This is a genomic window from Acinetobacter yuyunsongii (assembly GCF_041021915.1).
Classification (GTDB): domain Bacteria; phylum Pseudomonadota; class Gammaproteobacteria; order Pseudomonadales; family Moraxellaceae; genus Acinetobacter.
Genome location: NZ_CP157435.1, coordinates 1,830,319 through 1,856,444, shown reverse-complemented (window position 1 = coordinate 1,856,444; position 26,126 = coordinate 1,830,319). Strand labels below are relative to the sequence as shown.

Annotated in this window: 23 protein-coding genes and 2 pseudogenes; 13 read left to right on the top strand and 12 right to left on the bottom strand. The window is 38.9% G+C overall.

Going from position 1 to position 26,126, the window contains the following annotated elements:
• Nucleotides 1–94: 94 nt before the first annotated feature.
• The 5 genes from purH to ABLB98_RS08920 form a co-directional block, all read right to left on the bottom strand.
• On the bottom strand, nt 95–1,669 hold the full coding sequence (gene purH, locus ABLB98_RS08940) for a bifunctional phosphoribosylaminoimidazolecarboxamide formyltransferase/IMP cyclohydrolase (RefSeq protein WP_348882483.1): 1,575 nt from the start codon (nt 1,667–1,669) through the stop codon (nt 95–97).
• A gap of 82 nt (nt 1,670–1,751) precedes the next feature.
• Nucleotides 1,752–2,021 (bottom strand): DNA-binding transcriptional regulator Fis, encoded by a 270-nt coding sequence (gene fis / locus ABLB98_RS08935; RefSeq protein WP_001086304.1) that lies wholly within the window; start codon nt 2,019–2,021, stop codon nt 1,752–1,754.
• 375 nt (nt 2,022–2,396) lie between these two features.
• A complete protein-coding gene (locus tag ABLB98_RS08930; RefSeq protein WP_087546784.1) occupies nt 2,397–3,260 on the bottom strand; it encodes a DUF3426 domain-containing protein in 864 nt (287 codons plus the stop codon).
• A gap of 14 nt (nt 3,261–3,274) precedes the next feature.
• Nucleotides 3,275–4,180, bottom strand: coding sequence for a 50S ribosomal protein L11 methyltransferase (gene prmA, locus ABLB98_RS08925; RefSeq protein ID WP_050041886.1), 906 nt, complete (start codon nt 4,178–4,180; stop codon nt 3,275–3,277).
• A gap of 199 nt (nt 4,181–4,379) precedes the next feature.
• The gene (locus tag ABLB98_RS08920) at nt 4,380–4,694 is read right to left on the bottom strand and encodes a hypothetical protein (RefSeq protein WP_005215318.1); all 315 of its coding nucleotides are present in this window, start codon (nt 4,692–4,694) and stop codon (nt 4,380–4,382) included.
• A gap of 251 nt (nt 4,695–4,945) precedes the next feature.
• Here ABLB98_RS08920 and mnmG point away from each other — a divergent pair, with 251 nt between their 5' ends.
• Both mnmG and ABLB98_RS08910 read left to right on the top strand, forming a co-directional pair.
• Nucleotides 4,946–6,826: a tRNA uridine-5-carboxymethylaminomethyl(34) synthesis enzyme MnmG gene (gene mnmG, locus ABLB98_RS08915; protein WP_348882482.1), complete on the top strand. Its 1,881-nt coding sequence runs from the start codon at nt 4,946–4,948 to the stop codon at nt 6,824–6,826.
• Nucleotides 6,827–6,919: 93 nt separating this feature from the next.
• Nucleotides 6,920–7,252, top strand: coding sequence for a multidrug efflux SMR transporter (locus tag ABLB98_RS08910; protein ID WP_348882481.1), 333 nt, complete (start codon nt 6,920–6,922; stop codon nt 7,250–7,252).
• A 98-nt stretch (nt 7,253–7,350) separates the two neighbouring features.
• Here the strand turns inward: ABLB98_RS08910 and ABLB98_RS08905 are convergent, their stop codons facing one another.
• Complete coding sequence (locus ABLB98_RS08905; protein ID WP_087536078.1) at nt 7,351–8,232, bottom strand: DUF4198 domain-containing protein; 882 nt, start codon at nt 8,230–8,232, stop codon at nt 7,351–7,353.
• A 309-nt stretch (nt 8,233–8,541) separates the two neighbouring features.
• On the opposite strand from ABLB98_RS08905, the gene ABLB98_RS08900 reads away from it, so the two are divergent.
• From ABLB98_RS08900 to ABLB98_RS08890, 3 genes are read left to right on the top strand one after another with little or no spacing between them, the layout of a single operon-like run.
• Entirely contained in the window at nt 8,542–10,119 is a 1,578-nt protein-coding gene (locus ABLB98_RS08900) for a DUF2271 domain-containing protein (protein WP_348882480.1), read from the top strand.
• Between the two features lie 34 nt (nt 10,120–10,153).
• Nucleotides 10,154–10,744 (top strand): PepSY-associated TM helix domain-containing protein, encoded by a 591-nt coding sequence (locus ABLB98_RS08895; protein ID WP_348882479.1) that lies wholly within the window; start codon nt 10,154–10,156, stop codon nt 10,742–10,744.
• A 10-nt stretch (nt 10,745–10,754) separates the two neighbouring features.
• Nucleotides 10,755–12,227: a sulfite reductase subunit alpha gene (locus tag ABLB98_RS08890; RefSeq protein ID WP_348882478.1), complete on the top strand. Its 1,473-nt coding sequence runs from the start codon at nt 10,755–10,757 to the stop codon at nt 12,225–12,227.
• A 9-nt stretch (nt 12,228–12,236) separates the two neighbouring features.
• Here ABLB98_RS08890 and ABLB98_RS08885 read toward each other — a convergent pair.
• A pseudogene (locus tag ABLB98_RS08885) lies at nt 12,237–12,462 on the bottom strand (DUF6500 family protein).
• A 165-nt stretch (nt 12,463–12,627) separates the two neighbouring features.
• The gene (locus tag ABLB98_RS08880) at nt 12,628–14,691 is read right to left on the bottom strand and encodes a TonB-dependent receptor (RefSeq protein WP_348882477.1); all 2,064 of its coding nucleotides are present in this window, start codon (nt 14,689–14,691) and stop codon (nt 12,628–12,630) included.
• Between the two features lie 287 nt (nt 14,692–14,978).
• Here ABLB98_RS08880 and ABLB98_RS08875 point away from each other — a divergent pair.
• The 4 genes and pseudogenes from ABLB98_RS08875 to ABLB98_RS08860 all read left to right on the top strand — a co-directional run bounded on the left by ABLB98_RS08875 (nt 14,979) and on the right by ABLB98_RS08860 (nt 19,137).
• Nucleotides 14,979–15,879 (top strand): annotated as a pseudogene (locus tag ABLB98_RS08875) (TonB-dependent receptor).
• Between the two features lie 329 nt (nt 15,880–16,208).
• Nucleotides 16,209–16,406: a hypothetical protein gene (locus ABLB98_RS08870; RefSeq protein ID WP_348882476.1), complete on the top strand. Its 198-nt coding sequence runs from the start codon at nt 16,209–16,211 to the stop codon at nt 16,404–16,406.
• Between the two features lie 331 nt (nt 16,407–16,737).
• A complete protein-coding gene (locus tag ABLB98_RS08865; protein ID WP_005161017.1) occupies nt 16,738–18,057 on the top strand; it encodes an NCS2 family permease in 1,320 nt (439 codons plus the stop codon).
• Between the two features lie 81 nt (nt 18,058–18,138).
• Nucleotides 18,139–19,137, top strand: coding sequence for an adenosine deaminase (locus tag ABLB98_RS08860; RefSeq protein ID WP_348882475.1), 999 nt, complete (start codon nt 18,139–18,141; stop codon nt 19,135–19,137).
• 42 nt (nt 19,138–19,179) lie between these two features.
• On the opposite strand, the gene ABLB98_RS08855 is transcribed toward ABLB98_RS08860, so the two are convergent.
• Complete coding sequence (locus ABLB98_RS08855) at nt 19,180–19,734, bottom strand: cytochrome b (RefSeq protein ID WP_087544250.1); 555 nt, start codon at nt 19,732–19,734, stop codon at nt 19,180–19,182.
• Nucleotides 19,735–19,949: 215 nt separating this feature from the next.
• Here ABLB98_RS08855 and ABLB98_RS08850 point away from each other — a divergent pair, with 215 nt between their 5' ends.
• The 4 genes from ABLB98_RS08850 to rnhB all read left to right on the top strand — a co-directional run bounded on the left by ABLB98_RS08850 (nt 19,950) and on the right by rnhB (nt 21,474).
• The gene (locus ABLB98_RS08850) at nt 19,950–20,324 is read left to right on the top strand and encodes a hypothetical protein (RefSeq protein ID WP_005161007.1); all 375 of its coding nucleotides are present in this window, start codon (nt 19,950–19,952) and stop codon (nt 20,322–20,324) included.
• 145 nt (nt 20,325–20,469) lie between these two features.
• The gene (locus tag ABLB98_RS08845) at nt 20,470–20,631 is read left to right on the top strand and encodes a hypothetical protein (protein WP_005160999.1); all 162 of its coding nucleotides are present in this window, start codon (nt 20,470–20,472) and stop codon (nt 20,629–20,631) included.
• 18 nt (nt 20,632–20,649) lie between these two features.
• Nucleotides 20,650–20,835: a hypothetical protein gene (locus ABLB98_RS08840; protein ID WP_348882474.1), complete on the top strand. Its 186-nt coding sequence runs from the start codon at nt 20,650–20,652 to the stop codon at nt 20,833–20,835.
• Between the two features lie 60 nt (nt 20,836–20,895).
• Nucleotides 20,896–21,474 (top strand): ribonuclease HII, encoded by a 579-nt coding sequence (rnhB, locus tag ABLB98_RS08835; protein ID WP_348882494.1) that lies wholly within the window; start codon nt 20,896–20,898, stop codon nt 21,472–21,474.
• A gap of 66 nt (nt 21,475–21,540) precedes the next feature.
• On the opposite strand, the gene csrA is transcribed toward rnhB, so the two are convergent.
• The 3 genes from csrA to alaS form a co-directional block, all read right to left on the bottom strand.
• Nucleotides 21,541–21,804, bottom strand: a complete 264-nt coding sequence (gene csrA / locus ABLB98_RS08830; RefSeq protein ID WP_004661337.1) for a carbon storage regulator CsrA — start codon at nt 21,802–21,804, stop codon at nt 21,541–21,543.
• 240 nt (nt 21,805–22,044) lie between these two features.
• Entirely contained in the window at nt 22,045–23,325 is a 1,281-nt protein-coding gene (locus ABLB98_RS08825; protein ID WP_004661340.1) for an aspartate kinase, read from the bottom strand.
• A 66-nt stretch (nt 23,326–23,391) separates the two neighbouring features.
• Nucleotides 23,392–26,082, bottom strand: a complete 2,691-nt coding sequence (alaS, locus tag ABLB98_RS08820) for an alanine--tRNA ligase (RefSeq protein WP_348882473.1) — start codon at nt 26,080–26,082, stop codon at nt 23,392–23,394.
• Between the last annotated feature and the right edge of the window lie 44 nt (nt 26,083–26,126).

Sequence of the window (26,126 nt, the reverse complement as noted above, 5' to 3'; positions counted from 1 at the left end):
TTCCTTTTTAAGTATCTCAAGTACATCCACTAAAAATAGAAAATTCCCCCTTGAGATGCAACTAAAACATCGCAAGAGGGATTTTTTAAATCTATTAGTGACGGAAGTGGCGCATACCAGTGAAGACCATTGCAATACCAGCTTCATCTGCTGCAGCAATCGTTTCTTCGTCGCGCATAGAACCACCAGGTTGGATGATACATTTGATACCAGCTTTTGCAGCGTTATCAATACCATCACGGAATGGGAAGAATGCATCTGATGCCATAACTGCACCTTCAACAATTAAACCTGCATGTTCAGCTTTGATCGCAGCAATACGAGCAGAGTTCACGCGGCTCATTTGACCTGCACCTACACCAATTGTTTGACGGTTTTTGGCATAAACAATTGCGTTTGATTTCACATATTTTGCAACTTTCCAAGCAAAAATCATGTCATCAATTTCTTGTTCAGTTGGCGCTCGTTTAGTCACAACTTTAAGATCATCTTTAGTGATCATGCCTAAGTCTTGATCTTGAACTAACAAACCACCATTGACACGTTTATAATCAAGTTGCGGCGCACGTGCATCGATTGCAGGAAGTTCACCACAGACTAACACGCGTACATTCTTTTTCGCGCCAGTAACTTCAAGTACGCCTTCAGCAATACTTGGTGCAATAATCACTTCAACAAATTGGCGATCCACAATGGCCTGTGCAGTTGCAACGTCTAATTCACGGTTGAATGCAATGATGCCACCAAATGCAGATTCAGGATCAGTTGCATAAGCAAGATCATAAGCCGCTTGGATACCATCTAATGAAACTGCAACACCACATGGATTTGCATGTTTAACGATGACACAAGCAGGTTTTGCAAATGATTTTACGCATTCAAGTGCTGCATCTGTATCTGCAATATTGTTATAAGACAATTCTTTGCCTTGTAATTGTTTCGCAGTTGAAACTGATGCTTCTGTAGCATTTGCTTCAACATAGAATGCTGCATTTTGATGAGGGTTCTCACCATAACGCAAATCTTGAGCTTTATTAAGTTGGGTATTGAACGTGCGAGGGAATAAATCTGCTTCACCTTCAGCTTTGCCAACACGAGCACCAAGATAAGATGCAATCATGCCATCATATTGTGCTGTGTGCTCAAACGCTTTTACCGCTAAGTCGAAACGAGTCTCGTAAGAAAGTGCACCATGATCTTTTAATTCAGCAACAACTAAATCATAGTCAGAAGCATTTACAATAATACCCACAGAAGCATGGTTCTTTGCTGCTGAACGCACCATTGTTGGACCACCAATGTCGATGTTCTCAATCGCATCTGCAAGTGAGCAATTTGGTTTAGCAACTGTTTCAGCAAATGGATAAAGGTTTACTACCACAAGATCAATTGCATCGATATCGTGTTCTTGCATCACAGCTTCGTCTAGACCGCGACGTGCCAAGATACCACCATGAATTTTTGGATGTAGTGTCTTAACACGACCATCCATCATTTCAGGAAAACCTGTATGTTCAGAAACTTCTACTACAGCGATATTGTTGTCTTTAAGCAACTTGTATGTACCACCCGTAGATAAGATTTCTACCCCTAATCCAGCAAGGTTTTGAGCAAATTCAACGATTCCAGTTTTGTCGGAAACAGAGATTAAAGCACGTTTGATAGTCATGATTCTAGTCAACAGTTTGAAGTCTACAGATTAAAAATAAAAGGCAAAAAAAATGCCCACGAGAACGTGAGCATTTTATCAATTATTCACTCATTAAACCGTGAGCTTTTAACTTTTTACGTAAAGTTCCGCGGTTAAGGCCTAAAATCTCAGCAGCGCGCGTTTGATTGCCACGAGTGTATTCTAAGACCACAGATAAAAGAGGTTTCTCCATTTCTGCTAAAACCATGTCATAAACTTGAGATGGTTGCTCACCTTGCAATTGTGCAAAATAATGACGAACTGCGCGATCTACATGGATACGAAGAGCGACATCAGATTGAGCCGTAAAAATAGGAGATTTGCTATTCATGCGTGTTAATCCGAAAAATCAAAATACCACTTGGATAAAGTGATATATAAATGTGGTCTAAATTACTGAGTCCTGTTTTAGATCCTAAAACAGTGACTCTAAAACAAAGGGACTATTAGCTTGCCACAAATCCTCGATTTGTGTAAAAAATAAGCGTAACAATAGTTAAATATTTGTTACAGCCTACTTTCAAAAACAAAAAAACCAACAATGCGCTTATGTGTTAGAAGCACAGTTCGTTTAACGATTTTATTGTCTATAAATAACGAGGAGTAAGTGGGTTAAGCATTCGTGGCGCGTATCATACCACTGTCTGCGAAAAAGTGAGCAAATTAACTGCACTTTTTTTTATTTTTTTGTCATTTTTCTACGCTTTTAAGGCTGTACAATTTCTAAACTATAATCATCGAAGCTATTTTTACTCTTTGGCACTATAAATTCGAATCTAAAAGGGCTATTCGTTGGGATTCTTTGGATGCTTTTTAAACTATCCACTAAATAATCCTGTGGCTTTAGCGTGATATCGGTGATGATTTCTCCATTTTCTTTTAGAATCACTTTAATAGAGGGGATCACAAGACTATCTTTGTGACGGTTTACTAATACACCCGTGAAGCTTGTTTCATCTTTTCCTACACGTTTAATTTTTACTTTTTCAAAACTAAGAAATTTATACTGTTCATTCTTTATTTTGCACGTTACTACACTGCAAGCATAGTTAAAGATTTGATTCAATGCTGGACTATCATGCATGAGTTTTGGATTGAACCATAAAATCTGAAAAGCAAAAACTAAAATTAATGCAATATTGCCTAATCCCCACAATGTGTAATAAAGCCAGCCATGTTGTTTATGATTTTGTTCATGGAGGATTAATAAGTTATCTTCTGATAAGTTCAAATTAGGCAATGCCGTAACAGGTTCAGTATTAAAGTAATTTAAATTATTTAAATAAGTCAATAAATCAATATTTGAGTTTTCAATTTTCTGATCAAAAATACTCAAAATTTGCATTTGCTTCTCAGCAAAAGAACTATCGGGTTGAATCGAAGAAAATAATGAACGATTTGGTGGTGTTAAGGTCGTGTCAGCGGTTTCAGAATCTATTAGATTCGTTAAAGCATTAAAATTAATGATACATTTTGGGCAACAAACCATGCCCTGTGCAACGCTAAGTTGTGAAAGGCTTACTTTATACACGGTTGAGCATTTAGGGCAGCGGGTTTGTTTTTCACTCATAAGGAACAAATTTCTCAAATTGTTGTTTTACGTTTTCCTGAGATGCGACACCAGTTCTCTTCACGTTTTTCGATTTGTAATATATCAAAAAATTCAGAATAAACACTAGAAACATCAGCAACTTGCTCTTCGATTACACCAGCAAGTGCGAATTCACCCTCATTTTTCAATAAAGTTGAGAATTCAGGCGCAAGTGCCATGAGCGGTGCCGCTAAAATATTCGCGACAAGTATATCCGCTTGTTGTTGTTTGAATTCTTGCTCAAACTCTTCAGGTAATCCTACATAAAGACGCTCAAGTACACCATTTAATTCTGCATTTTGTTTTGTAGCCAATACTGCTTGAGGATCGATATCAGTGGCATAAACTTTTTTAGCACCAAGCAATAAAGCTGCAACGCCTAAAATGCCCGAACCACAGCCATAGTCAATGACGATTTTATCTTTTACGTCGGTTTTACCCAACCACTGTAGGCACAAGAAAGTGCTTGCATGGTTACCTGTACCAAAAGCAAGACCTGGATCAAGTTTAATATTTGTTGCATCAGCTTCAGGTGGTTCTAACCACTCAGGTACGATCCAGTATTTCTCGCCAATTTGGATTGGTTCGTAATAGTCCATCCATGCGCGTTCCCATACTTGATTTTCTAAATATTCATGACGCATCGGAACGTTAGGAAGCTGCGCCTTGAGGAAAGCTTCTAAGGTATCAACATCGATAGGATCATCTTCTTCTTGTTGATAAATTCCAGTAACAATAACTTTATTCCATAGTGGCGTTTCACCCGGTAATGGTTCAAGAAGTGCCTGATCTTCAGCATCATCCAAAGTCACACTCACAGCACCTAGAGAGAGAAGCAGTGTTTCAGTAAGCTCAACTTGATCTTGATCAACGGTAATATGAATTTGTAGCCAGTTCACAGGAAAACCTAAGTAAATGTATTTGGGGTTATTGTAATAGATTCAGCTAGTCTAAAGGGATTATAAAATAGGCAGATTACAATTTTAAGATCTTTTTTTTGAATTTAGTGTGTTGATCACATCAAATAGGATAAAAGAATGTGCTTAGGTCACATTCTTTTATCATTTTAAATATTTATAATTTTCCTATTTGATAAGTCTATGGTGTTTGGACTGAACTTACTGGACGAGGTGCGGACTGAGTTTCTGAAATTTTGCTTTGAGTTTCAGGTGTCGCGTTGTTAGCAGGCATCGGTGGCTGGAATGCTAGTTTTCCAGCTTCATTCGGTTCACATGTACCGTTATAAACAACACCTTTATAAGCAAAAGAAACCATATCACCTTGTTTTTTGCTTTTACAAACTTGTTGATACTTTTGAGTTTGAGCATCAACAGTCGATTTAGCATTTACCTGTGCAGTTACAGCTAAACATAGGCTACAAAGAAACGATGAAATTAAAAGCTTTTTGTTCATATCATTTTCCTAAAGTATTTTATGCATTAACTAGAATAAGAAATTCATTCACTAAAACAGTGGTGATCAGGTTAATGATTGTGTGGCGCTTTGTTAACCATTGGAGAAAAATGCAACAGAAGGTTTCTTTTTGTGTGTTTTGTATACAGACCATTGATTTCTAGTGAATAAGAATATTGACGGTTTTTGTCAACTTAATATGAAAAATCCTGTATAATACTCTGTCATTTTTTGAATACACATTTACCACTATGCACTATCCTAAAGTTTACGACGTTATCGTAATTGGTGGCGGTCACGCTGGTACGGAAGCGGCGCTTGCTGCTGCTCGTATGGGAAGACAAACATTATTGTTGACGCATAATATTGAAACTTTGGGGCAGATGAGCTGTAACCCTGCAATCGGTGGTATTGGTAAATCACACCTTGTCCGCGAGATTGATGCACTCGGTGGTGCAATGGCACTTGCTGCGGATAAAGGTGGTATTCAGTTCCGTATTCTAAACTCTCGTAAAGGTGCGGCTGTTCGTGCAACACGTGCACAGGCTGACCGTGTTCGTTATAAAGCTGCAATTCGTTATACTTTAGAAAATCAAGCGAATCTAGATATTTTCCAACAAGCTGCGGATGATTTGATTGTTGAAGGCGATACCGTTAAAGGCGTTGTAACCCAAATGGGCATCCGTTTTGATACCAAAACTGTGGTATTGACGACAGGTACTTTCTTGGGCGGTGTGATCCACGTTGGTCTACAAAACTCAAGTGGTGGTCGTGCGGGCGATCCACCGTCAATTGCATTAGCTCATCGTTTGCGTGAACTTAAATTGCCAGTAGGTCGTTTAAAAACAGGTACACCACCGCGTATTGATGCCCGTACAGTTGATTTCTCTGTTATGACGCCGCAGCCAGGTGATTTCCCATCGCCTGTAATGTCATTTATGGGTGATGCATCTATGCATCCTGAACAGGTGAATTGCTATATTACCCATACAAGCGAAAAAACCCATGAAATTATTCGTGGTGGTCTAGATCGTTCACCTATGTATACGGGTGTAATTGAAGGCGTAGGCCCGCGTTATTGTCCATCAATTGAAGATAAAATTCACCGTTTTGCTGATAAAGATTCACATCAAGTGTTCTTGGAGCCAGAAGGCTTGGATACCCATGAACTTTATCCAAACGGAATTTCGACTTCTTTACCATTTGACGTACAGTTCAATTTAGTTCGTTCGATCCGTGGTATGGAAAATGCGCATATCTTGCGTCCAGGCTATGCGATTGAATATGACTATTTCAATCCACAAGCATTGAAATTTACACTTGAAACCAAAGCGATTCAAAATCTGTACTTTGCGGGTCAAATCAACGGTACGACAGGTTATGAAGAAGCGGGTGCACAGGGCTTGCTTGCTGGTTTGAATGCTGCACGCCGTGCTTGGGAACAAGAGGAATGGACACCAAAACGTGATCAAGCTTATATGGGCGTATTGGTTGACGATTTGATTACACTTGGAACTAAAGAGCCGTACCGTATGTTTACCTCACGTGCGGAATACCGTTTGATGTTACGTGAAGACAATGCTGATCAACGTTTAACATCCATTGGTCGTGAGCTTGGCTTAGTGGATGATGAGCGTTGGGCTGCATATAGCGAAAAAATGGAAGCAGTTGAGCGCGAAACTTCTCGTTTACAACATTTATGGGCTGCGCCAAATAATCCAATGGGTAAAAAATTCGTTGAAATGACGGGTGCTGATCTTAGTAAAGAATGTAGTGCGATTGATTTATTGAAACGTCCAAATATCAATTTCAGTCAAATTGCAGAATTAACGGGTTCTGAAGTTTCAGAGCAAGTGGGTGAGCAAATCGAAATTGCGGTGAAATACGAAGGTTATATCAACCGTCAACATGAAGATGTTGCACAATTGAAACGTCTAGAAGAAACCCGAATTCCTGCTGATTTTGAATATGATGGGATTTCAGGTTTGTCACGTGAAATCACCTTGAAGTTAAAAACAGTTCGTCCAGAAACTTTGGCACAAGCGAGTCGTATCCCAGGTGTGACTCCCGCAGCAGTACAATTATTGATGATCACCATTCGTAAAAACAATATGGCGAAGAAATCAGCATAATTCTTGTATAAAGTTACGTGTTAAAAATACCCTCTTTTTATAAGAGGGTATTTTTTTAATTTTGTTCTTAACCATTTATCTATGGGAAATTGAATGAAGAATTGGCTCATTTTATTTATCGCAATTGTTGCTGAGGTGATTGCTACTTCTGCTTTAAAAAGTAGTGAAGGGTTTACAAAGCCGATTGCATCTATTGTTGTTGTACTCGGTTATATGATTGCATTTTATTGTTTATCTCTCACATTGAAAACAATTCCCGTTGGTATTGCTTATGCGGTATGGTCGGGTGTCGGGATTGTCCTCATTACGACTGTAGCTTGGATTGTATTTGACCAGAAACTGGATGTCTGGGGAATTGTTGGCATTGCATTGATTATGAGTGGCGTTCTGGTCCTGAATTTGTTGTCTAAAACAAGTTCGCATTAAACTGGTAAGTCAGTCAAAGCAGAAATTTGAATTGCTTGTAATCAGACAGGAAAATCAAAGGCACTTACAAAAAATGTAAATGTAAGTGCCTGAATGGCTTACTCCGTCACTTCAACGGTAACGCTATAGGTGTAGCTTTGAGCAACAGGTGGTTTGGTATTGTCACTATTCGCTTCTGGATAAGTCGCGGTAATTAAATAAATGCCTGCTTCGCTAAATTTAATCTCGACTTCACCTTTTGCATTGGTTTTCACGTGCGGTTGTTCACGTTTAGCATTGGGTTGATAGCTGCTCGCACCTTTAAAGACATCAACTTCTAAGTTAGGAACAGCTTTGCCATCCATTAAAACTTGTGCTTTAAGTGATTCACCAGCAAATAATTCATTTGGGTGTGTTAAAAACTTAAATTCAAAACCTTTATTTTCAACTTGTGGAATTGGGCTTGGTTTGCCTTTTGTCACAAAGCTTTCAGCAAGATAATAGTTTGTTGTTTGAAGTGTTTTTGCATTAGCCGTGATTTGATCCTCTGTCACAAAACGTGGTGGTTGGCTTGCTTGCTGAGGTGCTTTTTGTTCAGCATTTGCTTGAGGTTGCATAGGTGCAGCATTTGCAGGTCGTGATGGACGAACACGTAACCAACGCCCATCAACTTGAGCATATTTGGTTGGATTACCAGTCGCTTCTTTTGTGCGAATGCGATAGGTACCATCATTGGTTAAATTGAATTCAGCGATATTAAACTTTTTGAGTTCAGCTGCTGCATTGAAAGATTCAGTTTTACCTTCAGGCGTTGTGACTTGATAGCTGGTTTTAAAATTTCTACTTGCGACAAAGAATTTTTCTACTGTAATACCACTTTGAAAGCTCACACTGTCAGATTTGCTATCGAAGACTTCAGGCAGTAAAAATGGGCTGGCAGTATGAGCAAAACTCAACGTTGGTAACAGCGCGAGTAATCCAGTCGTAATCAAATGACGCATGAAAAATTCCTTAAAAGAGAAATATACAAAAATGCAAAAGATTTGCCACAATCTACTTGATAACGAGTATCAATTGCAATATTATTTCGATAAATTTTTAATCGTCATGTTCAAAAACTAAGTTGATGATTAAAAAGTTATTCTTCTCTTTTAACTTAAGTTTTTATGCAGATTAATATTATTGATTTTATTGAAAAATTTGATCAAATTATATCGTAGTCTAAGTTAAGTATTGAGATAGAAGAAGAGCATTACTTTAATTGAGCGACCAGTAGATTTTAAGTAAATCTTGGAAAATGGAATCCCCGTATGTCATCAACTCAACAAATTTTTCGTCCAATACAGATAATTTTTCGTTTATCTCCGTTGATGGCTGCGTTAACAGTTTTGATGTCCCCATTTACTGCGACTCAAGCAGATGAACTAAGTATAAATATAAAAGATGCACATCAATTATCCGCGCCAATCCAATTACCAAGTTATCGTTTTCATCAAGATCATGTGTTAGGCACATCTTTAGATGTTGTAGTCACTACATCTCAGCAACAAGATGCAGAAAAGGCATTACAAGCGATTCAGACAGAAATTGCTCGACTTGATCAGATTCTTTCAGTTTGGCGTGCTGATAGTGAAATCAGCCAATTAAATCGTGAGCAGCAAATTTCGGCTTCATCTGAGCTTTATGATGTTGTCGCAGCCTGTGAACAGTGGCGCATTGCAACGTGTGGCGGTTTTGATGCACGTTTGGGGCAATTGATCCAATTATGGGAAAATAGCAATCAAGTCCAACGCTTGGATGACAATACTCAAGAATCTTTATTGCGACAGTTACAGACGCAAAGTATTGAACTGAATCCTGTAACCAAGCAAATTAAAACAGCATCAGCTATTAAAATCGTCCCTGATGCTTACGCTAAAGGCTATGTGATTGACCGTGCTTTGTTAGCAGCTAAACAAGCAGTGCCACATTTACAAGGTATTCTGATCGATATTGGTGGCGATATGCGTGTATGGGGGCAATCACCTCAACAAGCGGGTTGGAAAGTTGGTGTACAAGACTCGAATGAACGTTTTGATAATGTTGCACCAACTCAGGTACTCAACCTGAAAGATCAAGCTGTAGCTTTTAGTGGTCAAGGCTATCGTGGGTTCGCAGATCAATCACATTTGTTAAATCCACATACAGGACAACCGATTCAAAACGTTGAACAATGTGTTGTGGTTGGACAATGTGCTGCTGATTCAGATGCTTTAGCAACAGCATTAACCGCAATGCCTGCGCATGAAGGGATGCAACTGATTGAACAACTCGTCGGTTATGAAGCTCAACTTGTTGCAACTGACGGCACACGTTATCAAAGTTCAGGCTGGTCATCATTATTAGATGCCAATCAACCTGCTCTAATGCGTCATGTTGCGGCGAATGGCGCAGCAACAGCTTGGCCAAAAGGCTACCAAGCTCAGTTAGAGGTGAATATTCCAAAAATCGCAGTAGATAACTACCGTGCACCTTATGTGTCAGTTTGGGTTACAGATAGCGATAAAAAGATTGTGCGTACACTGGCTGTCTGGGGTAAAGATGAGAAGTGGATTAACTCTAACTATGTTTGGTGGCGTCGATATGGTCGTCAAATGCCAAACTTAGATGCTGTTGCAAAACCTTCACGTCAACCAGGACAGTATAAGTTGGCTTGGGATGGTAAAGACGAAGCGGGTAAAATAGTGAATGCAGGTAAATATATTATCCATATTGAAACCTCGCGTGAGCATGGTGATCATTCTTATCAAACCATTGAATTGAATGTCACACCAAAAGCTGCAACACAAACGCTGCCCGCTCAAGCAGAAATTGGTACAGTTAAATTGAATTTCCAACGTGGTGCTTAATTTCTAGCATCACTCCATTTATGAGGCTAGTCCCTTGTATCAACGCTGTGATTTTTACCGCCATGCACGTTATGTGCATGGTTGGCTTTCTGCCTTTGCCTTTATCGTTTTGATCTTCTTTGCTGCTACAGGTTTATTTCTCAATAATCCTGATTGGTTTAAATCAAAAAATGAAGAGCAAACCACCACATTCACTTTACCGCCAACACTGGTTGCGTCTCTGCAAAAACAAGAGAATCCAAGCCAAAGTATTGTGGAATACGTTCGTTCGAAACAGCCTTTGATTGGTCGTTATAAAAGTAGTGAAGTGCTAGACGGTGAGATCATGATTCGTCTCGAAAGCCCAGCAGGTTCAACAGACTTATGGGTGTTGCTCGACAATGGTGATGTTGAGATAACGCAGAAACCAGCCACCGCTGTTTCATTATTGAATGATTTGCATCGTGGCAAAAACGTTGGAACAGCTTGGCATTGGTTAATTGATATTAGTGCGATCATCATTATTTTATTATCTTTGGCAGGTTATATTCTGTTCCTGACCATTAAAACCCGTTTAGTGACACATCTGCTTTTAACGGCATGTAGTTTATCGGCAATTATTTTGCTCATTTGGTCTGCCATTTAAGGGTGAAAGGATGACTCAAGCTGTACTGACGATTATTGTGATATTGGCAATATTATTGAGTCTACATCTTTTTATAATTGTTTGGTTATTATGGCAACAAGGTCATGCGAAGCAAAAAACGAATCAAGATCATCCTGCTTATTTAGTGGTGTATGCAAGTCAATCGGGGCATGCTGAATCTTGGGCAAATCACACCGCTGAACAATTGCGTTTAATTGATCATCGCACTGCAATTCGAAATATTCAAGAACTGAGTATTACTGATTTAACGCAACATCAACGTATTTTATGGGTGGTGAGTACCTATGGAGAAGGGGATGCACCTGATGCAGCCCAGTCCTTTGTCCATAAAATTCTGTCCCAATCTTTAGATTTATCGCATTTGTTATTTTCAGTGCTTGCATTGGGTGATCAACGTTACTCGAATTTTTGTCAGTTTGGGAAAACACTAGAACAATGGTTATTGAAGCAACAAGCTCAAGCTCTATTTCCAATAGTTTGTGTGGATCAGCTCAATAGTCGTGATTTAGAACAATGGTTGCTTGGCTTGGAGCAGTTAACCAGCACTCAATTTTCAGCGCTATCTATTGAAAAAGAGCATGTAGAATTAAAGTTTGCTCATCGCCAATGCTTGAATAGAGGCAGTATTGGGGAAGCAATTTATAAAATCCAATTAATTCCTGAACAAGATTTGGTTTGGTCATCAGGCGATATTTTAGAAATTCAATGTGAAAACAATACGATTGATATTCAGAATTTTTTAGTAGCACAACAGCAAGAAGATGCAGTGGATTTCATACCTCAACTGCGCCGCTTAAATTTAAGAAAATTACCACCTCGCGCATCACTTTCATTTGCTGAATGGATTACACAATTTGAATCCTTAGCTCAGCGTGAGTATTCGATTGCAAGCTTACCTGAAAATGGTTTAATTGAATTGGTGGTGAGACAGCAACAGACTGAATCAGGTTTAGGACTAGGCTCAGGTTGGTTGACAGTGGGGTTGGAGCAAGACCAATCGCTGCAAGCCAACATACGTCATAATCCAAGTTTTCACTTAGTTCATGATGATCGACCACTGATTTTAATTGGCAATGGTACGGGAATCGCAGGTCTAGTTGCACATTTACGCCAACGTGAGCATTGGGGATATAGACGGAATTGGTTGATTTTTGGTGAAAGACAGCAGCAGTTTGATCATTTGTACCAAACAGAGATTCGCTATTGGCAGCAGCATGGTTTTCTGGAGTATGTGGATTATGCTTTTTCACGTGATCAGGCTGAAAAAGTCTATGTGCAAGATTGTCTAAGAACACAATCAGTTCAATTACAAGCATGGATTGCACAAGGCGCAGCGATATATGTCTGTGGTAGTTTACAAGGCATGGCGAGCGGTGTTGATCAAGTTCTAAAAGAGATTCTAGGGTATGAACAGGTAGAACAGCTTAAGCAGCAACAGCGTTATCAATGCGATGTGTATTAAGTCTATCGATCAGTTGTCAGATTGGGCTAGTACCAGTGCTTTGATTTTGTCAGCTTTTTCAAAATGATCAAGTCGATGTTCAATGATTCACCAATGGGGCAGCTTCCATTAAGTGTTTAGGATCATCATTTTTATTGGCAAAAAAGGCATAGAAAGAAAGTCCGACGTTACTGCCTTTTTTTGCAATTTTTTCATCGCAGACCTGTAGGATTTTGGCTTTGAGTTCGGCTCTCATATTATCCTCTAAGCACTGATGAAAGTAGGATGAAGATCATAGCATTCCCAATATCGAAAATTTTCATAGTTAGATTTTTAATATCTATTTTGAAATCTAAAAAAACCAGCTATTTTCATAACTGGCTTTTGTTAATGATGAATCAATTTAGCCTAGGCAGTAAAGTTAGAACTTTTTCTCAACAGAGAATTGGAAACTCGCTATACCTTGATTTGTTCTTGCTTGATATAAACTACCGTCAGATTGATTGGTCAGTCGTTCTTTATAATCTGTACTGAGTAGATTGTTGAGATTTAAACTTGCCGCCCAGCCACCAGTGAAACGCTTGGTTGCACTGAGGTCTAATCCAAAACGTTGATTGGTGGTTCGATCATAAGGTTGACCATCTAAACCACGCGTAAATTCAGGTGTATAACTTAGATTCATACTGGTAGAAAGCTGCCAAGGCTTAAAGTTATAAGATAACCCAGCACTTGCATTATACGGGGCAACATCGCTGACTAAACGCTCATTGTGCTGTTCATCTTCAACTTTTGCACGAATCGTTGATATTTGCCCATTCAGCATAAATGAATGACCTGCATCCGTTTGTTTCAGCGCATAACGTCCAGAAAGTTCAACACCATAGGTCGTTGCTTGATTTTGGTTTTGTGGGCGTTCAACATAACGTGACCCTTCAAGCGCAATCACCTTTTCGATGTAATCTTTAATTTCGCGATGATATGCAGTTAAACTCATACCACCATTCGCTGAGTCATATGCCAGAGTTGATTCTACAGCGCTTGTTTTCTCTGGTTTTAAGTCAGGATTACCGCCGCGATCAGGATTATTCAATGAACCAGCATCGCTATCTGTAGAAACAGTGACATTCGGAATGAGACGATCAGTTTTTGGACTGTTAAATGCTTGGCTCAGGTTGGTTTGAATCGACCATTGTTCGGTTAGATCAAAACGATAAGCAAGTACAGGGCTAAGATGTTGGTCCTGATAATCAACTAGACCAGAGCGATTTAACCATTCTTGGCGCGCGCCCAACGTAATGGTTTGTCGATCTGTAAAACGCCAGCTTCCCTCGGCATATAAAGCATAACGTTGCTCATCTAAACGATTGCTCACATTACTGTCTAAATTACTACTCCGTGTATCAACACCAAATTTGATTTGACGAGTCGGATCTAATTTACGCATCCCATCATAAGCGAGGCCATATTCATGAATGGTTTCATCGGTATAAATGGTATTTTGAGGTGAACGGGTGAGTTGAGTTTCGGTTTGACGTTCAACGGATAGCCGAATCTTATCGCTTAAGTCTTTGTCTTTTCGTTCATAACGTGTATTTAGACGAATGCTATCATTTTTATCATCTTGCGTTTGATTGGCTGAATAACCATCCATTTTGATGTTGCGATAGAATAATTCGGCAATCAATTTTTGTTGATCATCGAGATCGTATTGCAAGCGTGGTGAGAACATTTGCATGCTTCGATTGACCGTGCGCGATTGTTCACGTGTACCCGCTGATGTTTCTGTTTTGGTTAGAGATGTGTTATCAACCCACATTTGATTTGCAGAAATACTATATGACCATTGATTTTCACGACCGTCAGCTTGTAGGCTGATTTTTTGTTCGCTCTTTGATTGTTTCTCAGAATCCTCATACTTACCATAACCTACTTTTATCGAGCCACTGATGCGACTATCGAGAGGTTCTTTCAAAATAATGTTGATAACAGCTGATGACGCAACAGACGCTTGAGCAACACTTGGCTGCTTCACGACTTCAATTCGTTCAATCATTTCAGGGGTAATCGTGTCAATAATAGACATCCCACCACGTGGTCCACCTTGCACAGGTTCACCATTGATAAGGAATGTTGGACCAGCTCCACCACGGAAACGCATTCCAGAAGCGCCACCACCACCGCGTGGACCTTGTCCAGGTGTCGGAAGTTGAAATCCAGCAGCTCTACGTAATGCATCCATCACGGATTGATCGCCGTACTGTAGCATTTCATCACGGGTGATAATGGTTTTAGGTACAGCACTTATATCATCATCTTTTGGTTTCTGTGGCTCTGCCGATGCTTTAAACGATAGGGTAGGTAAAACCTGCGTTGCTGGTTCTGTAGGTGTTGTTATGTTGCTATCAGCGGCGAAAACTGAAGTGCTGATACTCAGTAATGCCGAGCTAAGTACACTCAATTTCCCAGAATAGAGTGGATATTTCATTCAAGTACCCCAAAAGAAAGATCAAATTATTTTGTGTGTAGCCTAATGTAAAATTGTGTAGAAAAATGGAATTTAGCTTAAATAAGCCTCAGATTTAAAAAATATTTTTTAATTATTTATGCGCTATTAAAGAGCATTATTTTATAAAAATTGACTGCTAAATAAGCTGAGATAAAAGAATTTATGTAAAATATGGTAAAAATAAGAATTATTTTCATTAATATTGTATTGTTTTTTATATTTTAAGTTTTACTTAATATTTGTCTGATTTTTTGTTTGGAATTCTTATGACATCTCGATATGTTACGCTCTCTCACAAGCCTATTTTTAGATTTAGTGCATTAAGCTTAATGCTCTTACAAGCGCAGTACCTATTTGCCAACGAGAACAATACTCAGACTGCGGTTATGCCAACGATTAAAATTGAAGCAATGAGCGAGCTTGATCCAATTAAAAGCTATATTGATTATGAACAAGCCAGCGTGACTCGAAATGGGCTAAAGAAAAAAGATATTCCTCAAACGATTGATACGATTGATGTTCAGAAATATAAAATCTATGGTGCAAATGATTTAAGTGTCATGTTACAGGGAACACCAGGGATATCAACGAGCTATGACATGCGTGGTGATGGCATCAACTTCCGTGGATTTAATGCAGATACTGGCGATATCTATCGTGATGGTGTCCGTGAAAGTGGTCAAGTTCGCCGTAGTACTGCCAATATTGAGCGTATTGAAATATTGAAGGGTCCAGCATCAATCTAAAGGGATAGAGTTTAGCTTTATTGGACGTGCTTTAGATAACTTGTTTGTACGGGGAGGCTATAGTTATATGAATACAGAGATTTCTAAAGACAATAAAGCGGCCAATGTTGGTAAAGTACTCAATAATACTCCACGCCATACTGGAAACTTATTTATACGCTATTTACCAGTCGAGAAGATCTATGGTGAAATTGGCGCAACTTATGTTGGTGATGCGAAGATATATTCCAATGGCAATTTAGATAATACGCCTATCGATTTTCAAGGATTCACGCGTTTAGATGCTGCAATTGGTTATAGCGCTGATCCTTGGAACGTTACGCTTGCTGTAAATAACCTAACCAATAAAGACTATTGGCGCTCAGAGTCAATGCCTAGAACACCACGTAATGTTCTAGTTCGATTGAATTATCAGTTTTAAACTTGTTTAGATCGCATATGAGTAAAAGCGTCTTTAGTTAAACTAAAGACGCTTTTTTATTTGATTTTTGATAATAATCCATCTTTAATTTTAACAAATGTTATAAAAAATGCTTAAATTTCAAGCTATCTAATTGAATTATATAAAATGCAATTGCATTAAGAATATAAATAATTTAAGATTTATTTGGATGAAAAATATACAAAATCAATTCATAAACAATCATATAATTGTGAATTATTTCTAATTTTTGATTATTTAATGTTAATTAATTCTCTTTTTTGTTTATTATTGTTAATATTCAAGAAAAGCATACAATAGAGATAATAATGAAGAAATTCCTTCCATTGCTTGTTGTTTGTTCGATTGTTGTTTTAGGTTACGCTGCATATGTAGATGCCCAAGATAAAAGACGCCAAGAGCTTACGAAAATTGTAAATGATGCGGAACACAGTTTGCATATGATCCAGAATAATCCTAATTATACCAAGCATACACATTTGCCATCGTATAAGAACGATCAATAGTCATTGATATTAATCAATAATTATTGCAATTCAGTGTATGTGTCTTTCTAGAATGTATGATAACTAGGCTTTTTTTTGATTTGAAGCCATCAAGTTTTGCTTAAAATCTGTTAAAATATTTACCATTGAATAAAAAGCTGCATCTTGTTATGCAGCTTTTTACATTTTGATAGCGGGTCAGATTTATACATCTTGTTGGTGTCACAAGCATTCGGCTGGCATAGAGATTGCTTTGTCGTTGTGTATGCCATTTCGCAAATTCAAAAAAGATTGAAATGCAAGTGTATAGATTTCAATTCCTAAGATCTCAGATTTTAACAGGTGCGATGTTATGACAACGCCTAATGCTTCGGTTGGTGTTTTAGAACGCTTATTTAAATTAAGTGAGAACAAAACCAACTTCAGAACAGAAGTTCTAGCGGGTGTAACTACATTTTTGACGATGTGTTACATCATTATTGTAAACCCACTTATTCTTTCCGAAACTGGAATGGATCATGGTGCCGTGTTTGTTGCAACCTGTTTAGCTGCTGCTATTGGTTGCTTGGTAATGGGGATTGTTGCCAATTATCCAATCGCACTTGCACCGGGGATGGGCCTAAATGCCTACTTTACCTATTCGGTCTGTTTAGGCATGGGTGTACCTTGGCAGACGGCGCTTGCGGCTGTTTTTGTATCAGGTTTAATCTTTTTGGCAATCAGCTTTTTTAAAATTCGTGAAGCGATTGTCAATGCCATTCCTATGTCGCTTAAATTTGCGATTGGCGGGGGTATTGGTTTATTTCTTGCCCTCATTGCGCTTAAAAATGCAGGCATCATTGTAGACAATCCAGCGACTTTAGTTGGTCTGGGAAATATCAAGCAACCTACGGTTTTACTGGCTTTATTTGGCTTTTTAATGATTGTGGTTTTACACCAGTTAAAAGTTCGTGGTGCGATCATCATTAGTATTCTTGCTGTGACTGGAATAGCGACAGCTTTAGGCTTAAATGAATTTAAAGGTGTTGTGGGACAAATTCCATCGATTGCACCCACCTTTATGCAAATGGACTTTGAAGGTTTATTTACGGCAAGTATGGTTGGTGTGATTTTTGTCTTCTTTATTGTCGATTTATTTGATAGTACAGGGACTTTGGTTGGTGTATCGCACCGTGCAGGTTTACTACAAGATGGTAAGTTACCTCGTTTGAAGAAAGCGTTGTTTGCTGATTCAACAGCAATTGTTGCAGGTGCAGCATTAGGTACATCTTCAACCACACCTTATATCGAATCTGCCTCTGGCGTTGCTGCGGGTGGTCGTACAGGTTTGACTGCCGTTGTCGTTGCATTCTTATTTATTGGCTGCTTATTCTTGGCACCATTAGCTCAATCTGTTCCAAGTTTTGCAACAGCTCCTGCATTATTATTTATCGGTGTGTTGATGATTCAAGGAATCACACATATTGATTGGGATGATATTACAGAAGCAGTACCTGCATTTTTAACGATTGTATTTATGCCATTTACGTATTCAATTGCGGATGGTATTGCAATGGGCTTTATTAGTTATGCATTAGTCAAATTATTTACAGGCAAAGCAAAAACAGTTCCTTACATGGTTTGGATTATTGCTGCACTGTGGGTATTTAAATTTATTGCATTTGGTGGTTGAGCCATTTAAAAGTTATTGATAAAACCTTTAGAGGGTGTACCGAACAGGCAACACCCTTTTTTATTTAAACGTGGAGTTAATATGAATCAAATCGAGCTGATTCGTGCTTTACCCAAAGCCGAATTGCATGTGCATATTGAAGGGACTTTTGAACCAGAACTGATGTTTGCAATTGCACAGCGTAATCAGATTCAGATTCCGTATCAATCAGTTGAGGAAATAAAGCAAGCCTACAACTTCCATAATCTTCAATCATTTCTTGATATCTATTATGCTGGTGCGAACGTGCTGGTGCATGAACAAGATTTTTATGATCTAGCTTGGGCATATTTCGAGAAATGTGCTGAAGATCGTGTCGTGCATACAGAGATGTTCTTCGACCCACAAACACATACTGAGCGTGGGGTTGAATTTGCAACGGTACTGGCAGGTTTAAAGCGTGCTTGTAAAGATGCTCAAGAAAAATTAGGGATTAGTTCTCAATTGATCATGTGCTTTTTGCGTCATTTAAGTGAAGAAAAAGCATTTGAAACACTTGAGCAAGCCTTGCCATTTAAAGATGACATTATTGCAATTGGTTTAGATTCAAGCGAAGTAGGGCATCCTCCTTCGAAATTTGAACGTGTTTTTGCTAAAGCACGTGAAGCAGGTTTCTTGATTGTGGCACATGCAGGTGAAGAAGGCCCCCCAGAATATATCTGGGAAGCTTTGGATTTACTCAAAGTAAACCGTATTGATCATGGTGTTCGCTCAGAAGAAGATGAGCAGTTAATGGTACGTTTAATCGCAGAAAAAATGCCATTAACAGTTTGCCCTTTAAGTAATTTAAAGCTTTGTGTTGTCAATGACATGGGTGAGCATAACATCCGCCGTTTATTACAAAAAGGTGTGCATGTTACTGTAAACTCGGATGATCCTTCATATTTCGGTGGTTATATGAATGATAACTTTGTAGCAATTCAGCAGGCTCTAGATTTATCGAATGATGAGCTTAAGCAACTTGCAATTAACTCTTTTGAGGCATCCTTTATTTCTGATGATGAGAAACAGAAATGGATTGCAGAAGTAAAAAAGATTTAAATGTAAAAAACCGCGTTAAGCGGTTTTTTTATGTGTCAGGATTTATTTAGGTTGGCGCAACATACTCAATAAGACATTATCTTTATCAATGATGTGATGTTTTATTGCTGCTAAAGCATGACCAACAATAAGTAAACCTGCAAACCAAGAAAGATAAATGTGTAATGGTTTCACTATTTCAAGCAGGTCAAAATTATCTTGAACTAGGCGAGGAATTTCAAATAAATATAAAACAGGAGCTGGATGTCCAGCACTCCAGCTAAATAAACAGCCGGTAATTGGTAGCGCAAGTAGCATGAGATACAGTAAGAAATGGCCGATATGAGCCAAAGTCTTCATCATAGGTGACATGGTGTTTGGTAGTTTAGGGACTGGGTGGGTATAACGCCAAAAAATTCGAATCACAACCAGAAAGATAATGGTGGTGGCTATATTTTTATGTAGTGTAATAACATTGCCTTTGAAGCTTCCATCAACGTCATAGCTGAGAAAATTCCCACTGTAAAAGCCGATCAGCCAAGCTGTGATAAAAATAGCCGCCATCAGCCAGTGTAAAATTTGCGCTGTGCGAGTGTAATATTGTGCTGAGGTTGACATCGCAACATCCTAGCGGTGAATATGAGTTTTACGATTTTAAATAGCTCATTTTTCTTCATATACAGTGTATATGTAACAGAGCGTTTTACGTGTAGAGCAGTAAGTAAAATGCAACTTGATTGTTATATTATGTAAAGAATCTACACAGTCATTTCTTTCAAGTCATCCTTTAGGCACAATACGCGTGCTAAAATTTTGGATACAGGTTTGAGTTCGTGAAAAAATTATTCTTTATCGTACCTATGTTATTTGCTTTAAATGGGTGTGTTGCGCCAAATACTAATAATTCCACTGCAACAACATCTCAGCAGCTAGGTATGGCTGCATTAAAAATTGCTGTGAATGCAAAATGTATTAATGAGATCAATACATTACCAGCATGGAAAACAGCGACACGTTTAATGACATCTGAGCAACGTGAAAACATTCAAACGAATGTATGTGGATGTGTTAGTGAAAAAGCACCAAATAGTGTAACGACTGTTGAATTGGCCACAGCTGCGATTGATCCTACAGCGCGTGCAACGATTGTAAATCAAGTTGTTTCTAAAACAGTAAATGCCTGTGTCGCAGAAGTGTTGAAGAAATAATTCTGATGAAATACGCTAAGCAGAGCTAAGTTTGACTTGGTTCTGCTTTTTTAGATGAAATTGATATGGTCTTGTAATTGGAGATCGTGTTAATAGACTTATATGATTAAATTGTAAAAATACCTACGTTTAGAATAGGTTTTGTATGAATAAGAACAATTTTTTTATTCTTTTCTCTTTCTTTACCTTATTTGCAGGTGTTGACGCACAAAGTGCTGAACCAACTAAACTGAAAATGGGTACGTCAGCAATACAATGTGCAGCACAAACCAAGTGTACTCATGATATCGATGATTTCGCGGCTTAGAAAGTTGCAAGTAAATTAATGACCAAGAACCAAAAACAACAGAAGAAAAAGCAAATTTGTAAATGTGTTGGTAAAAATGCACCTACTGTATTATCTCCATCAGAGCTTGCTTTAGCGGCAGTTGGTTCAAAAGCTAGAACAGCATTAACAGGCGTTGCTGTCGCAAAAACGATGAACGCTTGCGTATCAGAAGTGATAAAATAGAACAGTTTAAATAAGTTGTAATTAGTTGCTCTGAAGCAGCTAATCTTTGTGAGTAATATCATGTTTGTTGCTGGTGTAGATGAGGCAGGGCGTGGGCCTTTGGTCGGTTCAGTTGTTGCTGCTGCGGTAATTTTAGATCCCAATAATCCGATTGATGGTTTAAATGATTCTAAAAAATTAACTGAAAAGAAACGTGAAAAACTTTTCTTAGAAATTCAAGAGAAAGCCTTAGCTTGGTCAATTGCAGAAGCTTCCCACTCAGAAATTGACGAAATTAATATTTTACAGGCAACTTTTTTAGCCATGCGTCGTGCTGTAGATACCTTAAACATTCAGCCTGAAAAAGTGATTGTTGATGGCAACCAAATTCCGAAAGGAATTGAAATATTGTGTGAGGCGATTGTTGGTGGGGATGCAAGTCATGCGGAGATTAGCGCAGCAAGTATCTTGGCTAAAGTAACACGTGACCGTCAAATGCATGAACTAGATCAGCAGTATCCTAATTACGGTTTTGCAAAACATAAAGGCTATCCAACCAAAGCGCATTTTGAAGCAATTGCAGCGTATGGCGTGATTGATCAACATCGTCGTAGTTATGCGCCAGTAAAAAAAGCACTGGGTTTAAAAATATATAAATGAGTCTCCATAAACAATTAAAGCGACTAATAATTAGTCGCTTTAATTGTTAGAGAAGAATTCTGTACATTAACGATTGAAGTTATTATGTCGAGTGAAATCGTTATTATCTTCTTCAAAAGAAAGTTGATAATCTTGATCAAGATGTTGTAAATGCTCATGCATAGCACGTTCATGTTGGATACGTTGGTAAATTTCCTCACGATGCACGGAAACTTCTTTTGGAGCATTTACACCAATACGCACCTGATTACCTTTTACGCCAAGCACAGTAACACTGACTTGATCCCCAATCATTAATGTTTCTCCGACACGACGGGTCAGAATCAGCATGTTTATCTCCTTGCTAAACGCTTAAACTTGCGACAGGGAATTCATTATTTGAAAGCACAGCCTTAATATACAGAAAATTTTAACAGAAATATGTAAAAAACAGCTTTTTTTCGTAAGTTCTGTCGAGTTCTTCTGAAAAACCTCACAACTTAATATAACAGAGCCACTGTAATAAAAACTATAGTGGCTCTGTATTTTTTACCAGTTACTTGAAAGTAAATATGTTTATTGTGCTATGAATTAAGCACGTGCACTGCTTTCGCCATGTTCACGGTCTAAACCAAAAGCAGTATGTAGGCAACGTACAGCAAGCTCTAAGTAGTTTTCTTCAATGATGACAGAAATCTTAATTTCTGAAGTAGAAATCATGAGGATATTAATGCTTTCATCTGCAAGAGCTGTAAACATTTTGCTTGCTACACCAGCATGTGAGCGCATACCTACACCCACAATAGACACTTTTACGATGTCATCGCGAGTGACAACTTCACAGCCTTCAATGCTGCTTGCTGTTTGGTCCAAGATTGCTTTAGCTTTAGCAAGATCATTGCGATTTACAGTAAAGGTAAAATCAGTAGTACCATCTTCTTCAACATTTTGGATAATCATATCCACTTCAATGTTAGCATCACTAATCGGGGATAAGATTTTAGAGGCAATGCCCGGTTCATCTGGAACACCCAAAATCGTTAATTTTGCTTCGTCACGGTTAAATGCAATGCCTGCAATAATTGGTTGTTCCATGTCGTCTTCTGCCTCAGTCGTGATTAATGTGCCTACGTTTTGTTTGAAATCTTCATCAAATGCGCCGTCATTGTCATTATCAAAGCTTGATAATACACGTAATGGAACTTGATATTTGCCTGCGAATTCAACCGAACGAATTTGTAAAACTTTTGAACCTAAAGATGCCATTTCAAGCATTTCTTCAAAAGAGATACGGTCAACTTTTTTCGCTTTAGGTGCAACACGAGGATCAGTGGTATAAACACCATCCACATCTGTGTAAATTTGGCATTCATCTGCTTTTAAGGCAGCTGCAAGTGCTACACCAGAGGTATCTGAGCCGCCACGACCTAATGTTGTAATATTTCCTTCAGCATCAAAGCCTTGGAAACCTGCGACAACAATCACACGACCAGCATCTAAATCAGCTGTCATGACATCGGTATCAATAGATTCGATACGCGCTTTGGTAAACGCGCTGTCAGTTTTAATACCAACTTGACGTCCAGTGTATGATTTAGCTTCTACACCAATAGAATTCAGTGCCATAGCTAACATGGAAATCGTTACTTGCTCACCCGTAGACACCATTTGATCAAGTTCACGTGGGTTAGGGGTGCTAGTAATGGCTTTAGCAAGCGCAAGTAAGCGGTTAGTTTCACCACTCATTGCCGATACAACCACGACCACTTTGTGACCGTGATCATGCCAACGCTTGACACGATGAGCAACATTTAAAATGCGCTCAGGAGTACCCATAGAGGTACCGCCATATTTTTGAACGATTAATGCCATAGTTGTTCCATATAAGCCATGACCCTGAGAGGCATCAGGGTCAGTTACACAAAAGTGAAGTTGTTATTATTGCTCAAGCCAAGCAGGCAATGCTGCAAAAACTTGATCAAACTTCTCGTTTAGTGGCGCGCCACCTTGTGCTAAGTCAGGTTTACCACCACCTTTACCACCTAGCTCTTGAGCCAAGTGTTTGATGATGTCACCCGCTTTTAGATTTGCAGCATATTGTTTAGCGACGGACGCGATTAAACTCACTTTATCGCCTTCAACGCCAGCTAAAATAATGACTGCATCTTCCAATTTTGATTTTACACTGTCATGCAAATTGCGTAATGACTTTGCATCTAAACCTTTTACGGTTGTGATTAACGTTTGACGACCAGCGATTTCTTTAACTTGGTCTAATAAATCAGCTGCTTGGAAGCTGGCTAATTTTTGATTCAATTGTTCAATTTGCTTTTGCAGACTTGATGCTGTTTCAACAATTGATTCAACTTTTTCTACAGTTTGATCTTTTTGCGCTTTCAATAAAGCATTGATCGTCTGAATATCAGCTTCAGCTTTTTGAACAACTTCAAGTGCTTTGGTACCCGTTACGGCTTCAATACGGCGAACACCAGCTGCTACACCACCTTCAGAAGTGATTTTGAATAAACCAATATCACCTGTGCGCTTAACATGAATACCACCACACAGTTCGATCGAGAAGTTTTTCTCTTCAATAATAGAACCCATAGAAAGTACGCGAACTTCTTCGCCATACTTTTCACCAAAAAGCATCATTGCGCCTTTGGCTTTCGCTGATTCAATATCAAGTAATTCAGTGCTTACTGTCGTATTGGCAATCACTTCAGCATTGACCAAACGCTCAATCTGTTGTAATTGTTCAAATGAAACAGGTTGGTCATTGGCAAAGTCAAAACGTAAAATATCACTTGCAACCAAAGAACCTTTCTGTTGAACATGTTCACCCAGAATTTGACGTAAAGCGGCATGTAGAAGGTGAGTTGCAGAGTGGTTGCGTGCTGTTGCTGCACGAATATCTGCTTTAACCGTTGCTTCAACATTTTGAGTTGCTTTGAGGCTACCCATAGTCACGATACCTTGGTGTACAAAAGCACCACCAGATTTTTTGGTATCTTGAACTTCAAAGATACCGGTATCGTTTTTGAAAATACCAGTGTCACCAATCTGACCACCACTTTCTGCATAGAAAGGGGTTTGGTTCAATACGATCAGTGCTTCATCGCCTTCGTTGATTTCATCAACTTGAACACCATCTTTATAGATCGCAACAATTTGACCTTGACCTTGAGTTGCATCATAACCGTCAAATTGAGTTTCGCCTTCAACTTTTACAATGTTGTTATAATCAACTGCAAACTTACCAGCATCACGTGCACGTTGACGTTGTGCAGCCATTTCAACTTCGAAGCCAGCTTCGTCAATTGTAAGATCACGTTCACGCGCGATATCAGCAGTTAAGTCAGTCGGGAAACCGTAAGTATCGTAAAGTTTAAATACAGTTTCACCAGCAATCACATTGCCTTTTAGCTGAGCCAATTCACCTTCAAGTAATTTCAAGCCTTGTTCAAGTGTTTTCGCAAATTGCTCTTCTTCTTTCAGCAGTTGCGCTTCAATGCGTGCCTGTTGTGCTGCAAGTTCAGGGTATGCTTCACCCATGACTTCAATTAGCGGTTGCAACATCTTGTAGAAGAATGAACCAGTCGCACCGAGCTTGTTACCATGACGCACTGCACGACGAATGATACGACGTAACACATAACCACGACCTTCATTTGAAGGATTAACACCGTCAGCAATCAAGAATGAGCATGAACGTGCATGATCTGCAATCACTTTTAAAGAAGCTGGGTATTCAACTGGTTTATTTTGAGCTTTTGCTTCAGCTTCAATTGCAGTGGTATCCAAACCAATGACTTCAGCGGCTGCTTTTAATAAGTGTTGGAACAGGTCAATTTCATAGTTTGAATTGACATGTTGTAGAACCGCAGAAATACGCTCCAAGCCCATACCTGTATCTACAGATGGTGCTGGAAGAGGGTGCATGACACCATCCGCAGTACGGTTAAACTGCATGAAAACGTTGTTCCAGATTTCGATGAAACGGTCGCCATCTTCTTCAGGTGAGCCTGGTAAACCACCCCAGATATGATCGCCATGATCATAGAAGATTTCAGAACACGGACCACAAGGACCTGTATCACCCATTGCCCAGAAATTATCAGATGCGTATTTTCCGCCTTTGTTATCGCCAATACGAATGATACGTTCAGCATCGATTCCGATTTCTTTGTTCCAGATATCAAATGCTTCATCATCGGTATGATAAACCGTGACATATAAACGATCTTTCGGTAAGCCTAACCATTGTTCGCTGGTTAAAAATTCCCAAGCAAATTTCAGTGCATTTTCTTTAAAATAATCACCGAAAGAAAAGTTACCTAACATTTCAAAGAAAGTGTGATGACGTGCGGTATAACCTACATTGTCGAGGTCATTGTGTTTGCCGCCTGCACGTACACATTTTTGAGATGAAACAGCACGAACATAATCACGCTTTTCTAAACCTAAGAAACAATCTTTAAACTGGTTCATACCAGCATTGGTAAACAGTAAAGTTGGGTCGTTGGCAGGAACGAGAGAACTCGAAGCAACACGTGTATGCCCTTGCGATTCAAAGTAACGCAAAAATGCTTCACGGATTTCAGCGGATGTCATAAAACGAGTACTCACAACCAAGCGTCCATAATTTTTAAAAGTGCTAAATTATAACGGAA

Bases quoted from the DNA above. Each gene is read 5' to 3' on its own strand.
- ABLB98_RS08910 (WP_348882481.1), top strand. From the start codon at position 6,920: ATGAAGAATTGGCTCATTTTATTTATCGCAATTGTTGCTGAGGTGATT.
- ABLB98_RS08905 (WP_087536078.1), bottom strand. From the start codon at position 8,232: ATGCGTCATTTGATTACGACTGGATTACTCGCGCTGTTACCAACGTTG.
- ABLB98_RS08865 (WP_005161017.1), top strand. From the start codon at position 16,738: ATGACAACGCCTAATGCTTCGGTTGGTGTTTTAGAACGCTTATTTAAA.
- ABLB98_RS08870 (WP_348882476.1), top strand. From the start codon at position 16,209: ATGAAGAAATTCCTTCCATTGCTTGTTGTTTGTTCGATTGTTGTTTTA.
- rnhB (WP_348882494.1), top strand. From the start codon at position 20,896: ATGTTTGTTGCTGGTGTAGATGAGGCAGGGCGTGGGCCTTTGGTCGGT.
- ABLB98_RS08880 (WP_348882477.1), bottom strand. From the start codon at position 14,691: ATGAAATATCCACTCTATTCTGGGAAATTGAGTGTACTTAGCTCGGCA.
- ABLB98_RS08860 (WP_348882475.1), top strand. From the start codon at position 18,139: ATGAATCAAATCGAGCTGATTCGTGCTTTACCCAAAGCCGAATTGCAT.
- ABLB98_RS08840 (WP_348882474.1), top strand. From the start codon at position 20,650: ATGACCAAGAACCAAAAACAACAGAAGAAAAAGCAAATTTGTAAATGT.
- ABLB98_RS08890 (WP_348882478.1), top strand. From the start codon at position 10,755: ATGACTCAAGCTGTACTGACGATTATTGTGATATTGGCAATATTATTG.
- purH (WP_348882483.1), bottom strand. From the start codon at position 1,669: ATGACTATCAAACGTGCTTTAATCTCTGTTTCCGACAAAACTGGAATC.
- fis (WP_001086304.1), bottom strand. From the start codon at position 2,021: ATGAATAGCAAATCTCCTATTTTTACGGCTCAATCTGATGTCGCTCTT.
- csrA (WP_004661337.1), bottom strand. From the start codon at position 21,804: ATGCTGATTCTGACCCGTCGTGTCGGAGAAACATTAATGATTGGGGAT.
- ABLB98_RS08920 (WP_005215318.1), bottom strand. From the start codon at position 4,694: ATGAACAAAAAGCTTTTAATTTCATCGTTTCTTTGTAGCCTATGTTTA.
- ABLB98_RS08900 (WP_348882480.1), top strand. From the start codon at position 8,542: ATGTCATCAACTCAACAAATTTTTCGTCCAATACAGATAATTTTTCGT.
- mnmG (WP_348882482.1), top strand. From the start codon at position 4,946: ATGCACTATCCTAAAGTTTACGACGTTATCGTAATTGGTGGCGGTCAC.
- ABLB98_RS08845 (WP_005160999.1), top strand. From the start codon at position 20,470: ATGAATAAGAACAATTTTTTTATTCTTTTCTCTTTCTTTACCTTATTT.
- ABLB98_RS08930 (WP_087546784.1), bottom strand. From the start codon at position 3,260: ATGAGTGAAAAACAAACCCGCTGCCCTAAATGCTCAACCGTGTATAAA.
- ABLB98_RS08825 (WP_004661340.1), bottom strand. From the start codon at position 23,325: ATGGCATTAATCGTTCAAAAATATGGCGGTACCTCTATGGGTACTCCT.
- ABLB98_RS08855 (WP_087544250.1), bottom strand. From the start codon at position 19,734: ATGTCAACCTCAGCACAATATTACACTCGCACAGCGCAAATTTTACAC.